This is a genomic window from Saccharomonospora halophila 8 (assembly GCF_000383775.1).
In the GTDB taxonomy this organism is placed as follows: Bacteria; Actinomycetota; Actinomycetes; order Mycobacteriales; family Pseudonocardiaceae; genus Saccharomonospora; species Saccharomonospora halophila.
Genome location: NZ_KB912512.1, coordinates 1 through 3,540 on the forward strand (window position 1 = coordinate 1; position 3,540 = coordinate 3,540).

The 3,540-nt window shown below is 70.1% G+C and carries 6 protein-coding genes and 1 tRNA gene; 4 read left to right on the top strand and 3 right to left on the bottom strand.

All coding sequences use genetic code 11. From position 1 onward, the window contains the following. The 3 genes from SACHA_RS0107115 to SACHA_RS0107125 all read left to right on the top strand — a co-directional run. The coding region (locus SACHA_RS0107115; protein WP_019808334.1) for a peptidase inhibitor family I36 protein at positions 1–368 on the top strand (368 nt) is incomplete at its 5' end. Positions 369–701: 333 nt separating this feature from the next. Beyond that, positions 702–775 (top strand) — tRNA-Arg (locus SACHA_RS0107120). Positions 776–1,249: 474 nt separating this feature from the next. Next, entirely contained in the window at positions 1,250–1,765 is a 516-nt protein-coding gene (locus tag SACHA_RS0107125; RefSeq protein WP_019808336.1) for a DUF4234 domain-containing protein, read from the top strand. Between the two features lie 101 nt (positions 1,766–1,866). On the opposite strand, the gene SACHA_RS20760 is transcribed toward SACHA_RS0107125, so the two are convergent. After that, entirely contained in the window at positions 1,867–2,217 is a 351-nt protein-coding gene (locus SACHA_RS20760) for a type II toxin-antitoxin system VapC family toxin (RefSeq protein ID WP_198010108.1), read from the bottom strand. Positions 2,218–2,294: 77 nt separating this feature from the next. Beyond that, positions 2,295–2,537, bottom strand: a complete 243-nt coding sequence (locus tag SACHA_RS0107135) for a type II toxin-antitoxin system Phd/YefM family antitoxin (protein ID WP_019808340.1) — start codon at positions 2,535–2,537, stop codon at positions 2,295–2,297. A 117-nt stretch (positions 2,538–2,654) separates the two neighbouring features. On the opposite strand from SACHA_RS0107135, the gene SACHA_RS23330 reads away from it, so the two are divergent. Then, a complete protein-coding gene (locus SACHA_RS23330; protein WP_019808342.1) occupies positions 2,655–3,266 on the top strand; it encodes a maltokinase N-terminal cap-like domain-containing protein in 612 nt (203 codons plus the stop codon). Between the two features lie 25 nt (positions 3,267–3,291). On the opposite strand, the gene SACHA_RS0107145 is transcribed toward SACHA_RS23330, so the two are convergent. Beyond that, positions 3,292–3,540 (bottom strand): zinc-binding dehydrogenase (locus SACHA_RS0107145; RefSeq protein ID WP_028662959.1); only part of this gene is annotated, 249 nt, incomplete at its 5' end.

The window sequence follows — 3,540 nt, forward strand, 5'->3', positions numbered from 1 at the left end:
CGGCGGCCTTCGCGGCAGTCGCCGTGGCCGCGGCTCCGGTGGCCGCGTCGGCTCCGGCAACCGGAGCCGCGGGACCGCCCACCCACCGGGACGGTGAGTGCCTGCGGGGCCAGTTCTGTGTTTGGAGCGGAGAGGACTACGGCGGCGAACGGATCAGCTTCTCCCTGCGGAACACCAATCCGGAGAGTTGCGTCGCGCTCCCGGACGCGGTGGAGGGGGCCGCCTTCGCCAACCGCATCGACCGGCACGTGACCGTCTACCAGGACCGGCACTGCGCCACCGAGGGCGACTTCAGCACCTATCCCGGCCCCGGCACGTTCGTGCCCCGCAGTCCGTACGTGGTGCGTGCCGTGAAGATCTGGGACTGACCCTCGACCACGGACACCCCGGGCCCACACCGGTCCCCGTCCCCGGGGTGTCCGTCCGACCCGGATGCGTCCACCGCGGAGGGGAACGCGTGGTGGCCGTGTCCGGGGGCCGCGCCTGCCCCGACCGCGGCCCCCGCCGTGGGCAGCACCTCCCGCCCCGACAGCCCACGGCGGCCCCGCCCGGCCTGGCCGACCTGTGCTCTCACTCACCTTCCGTGGGCATTTGGTCGCCAGGCCGGGTGAGGGGTGAAACGATCCGCCGGTATCGGACGATCAGACACATAGCGGCGACTAGGCTGTGGTCGAAGGCCGACCGCACACGGTCGCCGCCGGGCCCTCGTAGCTCAGCTGGATAGAGCAAGAGCCTTCTAATCTCTAGGTCGCAGGTTCGAGTCCTGCCGGGGGCACAGAACACCAGCGCACAGGCTCACCGAACCCAGGGCGACACGCCCGTGACGGACAGAGGCGACGCCGGTCACGCTTCCGCGGCGCCGACCGCGGGCGGGCCGACGATACCCCCTCGGTGCACGGTCCCGCCCGCCGTTCACTGTCCGCAGGTCCGCGTCCACCGACGGCGGACCAGCGGGGCACGGGCAGAGCACTCCCGGTCGTGCGGCCGACCCCACCGTCCGACAACGAAATGATCACACCGGCTAACGGACCGACGACCGAACGGGACATCAGGGGCGTACCTCCGCACTGGAGGCCACTTTCGACCGCACCGCACGCGCGGGCGCCCCGCGACGGGCGCCCGCGCGTGCGGGCAGCGACGTCGAACAACGAAATGGACACGATGCCGACCGGGCCCCTCGCGACCAGGTAACACGGAGCGACGTGACTCCGCCTGACGAGGCGGCATCCGAACGAAGGAGACTCACCGCATGTCCGCACCCGATCCGAACGCATCCTTTCCCGGGCCCCCGGCTCCGCCCGCGCCCGAGGGCCAGCCCGGTCAGGCGGCCCAGCACCTCCCGGGACAGGCCGCGCCGCAGCCGGTGGCGAGCGGGATCGCGATGAAGAAGCGGCATCCGGTCACCGTCTGGCTGCTGTGGCCGTTCATCACGCTCGGGATCTACCACCTGGTGTGGTACTTCAAGATCCACAAGGAAATGGCGGAGTTCGACCGGCGTCGCGCGGTCCCCACCGCCGGGCCCATGCTCGTCCTGCTGCTGTTGTCCTGGACGGTCATCGCGCCCCTGGTCAGCTACTACAACTCCGGCAACCGCATCCGGAACGCGCAGCGCGCCGCCGGGATGCAGGTCACCTGCTCGCCGGTCGTGGGTCTGCTGCTGATGTTCGTGTTGGGTCTGGGGGTCCTGTACTACCAGGTGGAGTTGAACAAGATCGCCGACGCCTACCAGGCACCCGCGGGGCAGCAGATCCCGCTGTGGGTCTGACCCGCACCCCGGAGTCCCCGTGAGGGTCCCCGGCACCGTGCGTGCTGCCGGGGACCCTCATGGCCATCCCACGAAGCAACTCGCGATTCGGACAGGCAGGGTCAGGGCTCCTGCGACCATTCCCACGGATCGAGCACATCGACACCGGTCGGTGTGAAGTCCCGTCCATTGCGGGTCACCACGGTCATGCCGTGCGTTCTCGCCGTTGCCGCGATGGGCGCGTCCCGTTCCGGACGATGGTCCGGAACGGGCAGGGCCGCCGCCTGCTGCGCCACCGGCAGGTCCACAGCGACGATCCGGTCGGCGAACGCCGCGATGACTCGCTCGGTCAACCACCTGCGCAGCCTGGCACCCTGCTCAGGATCCCGGCGCTCCTTCAGCGCGCCCCCCAGCTCCAGTTCCATGATGGTGACGACACTGACGAAGAGAGTATGGTTCTCCTGCCGAGCCACCCAGTCCCGCACCTACGGATCGGCTCGACGCGGCGCCTTGCGCAGCTCGCTCAGAACGTTCGTGTCCAGCAGAAAGCTCACAGCTTCGCCGCCCGCAGGCCGACGTCCACCGACGGCGGGTCGAAGTCCAGGTCGTCATCGTCCATGGCAAGCCGGTCGACGAGATTGTGCTCCCGTCCGGTCAGGCGAGCGAACTCCTCGAACGACATCAGCACGTGGGACGGTCGACCCCGGTCGGTAATGATCACCGGGCCCTCCGACGCGACGCGCTTGGCAGCGCTGACATCCTGGTTGAATTCGCGTGCGGTGAGTGTCGACATCACAGCACCTCCTATGTAGGTACGTACCTACGTTGCCCGGGCGAGGGCGGTCCCTGCAACGAGCTCGTCCCAGACCCGCGGAATCTTCGATGCGCGTTTCGTCGGTACTGTGCGCACATGGCGAAGATCCACGCTGGGGCGAACCTCGAACCGCACTTCCGGGAGTTCCTGCCCCCGTGGGTGGCCCGCCAATCTTGGTACAGCGGGATCGGCGTCCCGACGTTGTGGCCGGTCGGGTATTTCCGGTTCGAGGACCCCGACGGCGTGGTCGGTATGGAGACCCACCTCCTCAGCGACGGCACCACACGCTGCCAGGTCCCGATGACCTACCGTGACGCGCCCGCCGAGACGGCCTCGTTGATCACTACCGCCGAACACAGCGTGCTCGGCACCCGCTGGATCTACGACGGTGCCACCGATCCGACCTGGACCCGACAGGTGTTGGCCCTGGTCCGTACCGGCGGCACCTCCGAGCCGGGTGGCCGCGTCGGCGTCGGAGACGCCCAAGCCCGGGGACACCCGCTCGACGCCGAATCGCTGCGCGCTCCCGATGAGGCACTCCGCGTCGAGCTGGTACGCACCCCGACCCCTACGGGAGAGGGCATCACCGACGGTGTCGTCGGGCTCGTCCTCGGACACTGGCACCCGGACGGCCCCCACTCCCCTCCCGTCACCGGCCGTCTCGCCACGGTGCGGACCGCGACCGATTCGCCCTCCGGCCCGAGCTGAACACCGGCACACGCCCGTCCCGTGGTCACCCGGGCAGCAGGACGATCCGGCCCCGCACGTGCCCCGCCTCCAGGGTGCGGTGGGCGGAGTCGGCATCGGACAACGGCAACGTCCGCGCGACGCGCGTGTGGAGCTCACCTTCGGCGGCGAGGGCGGCCAGCTCGGCCAGGACCGCAGTGGAGCGTTCCGGCCGTAACCGCCGGACACCGTGCCGTCGGGCCGCCTCCGCGTCGGCCAGGGTCGCGACCCGGCTCCGATCGGCGGCTAGTGCCAC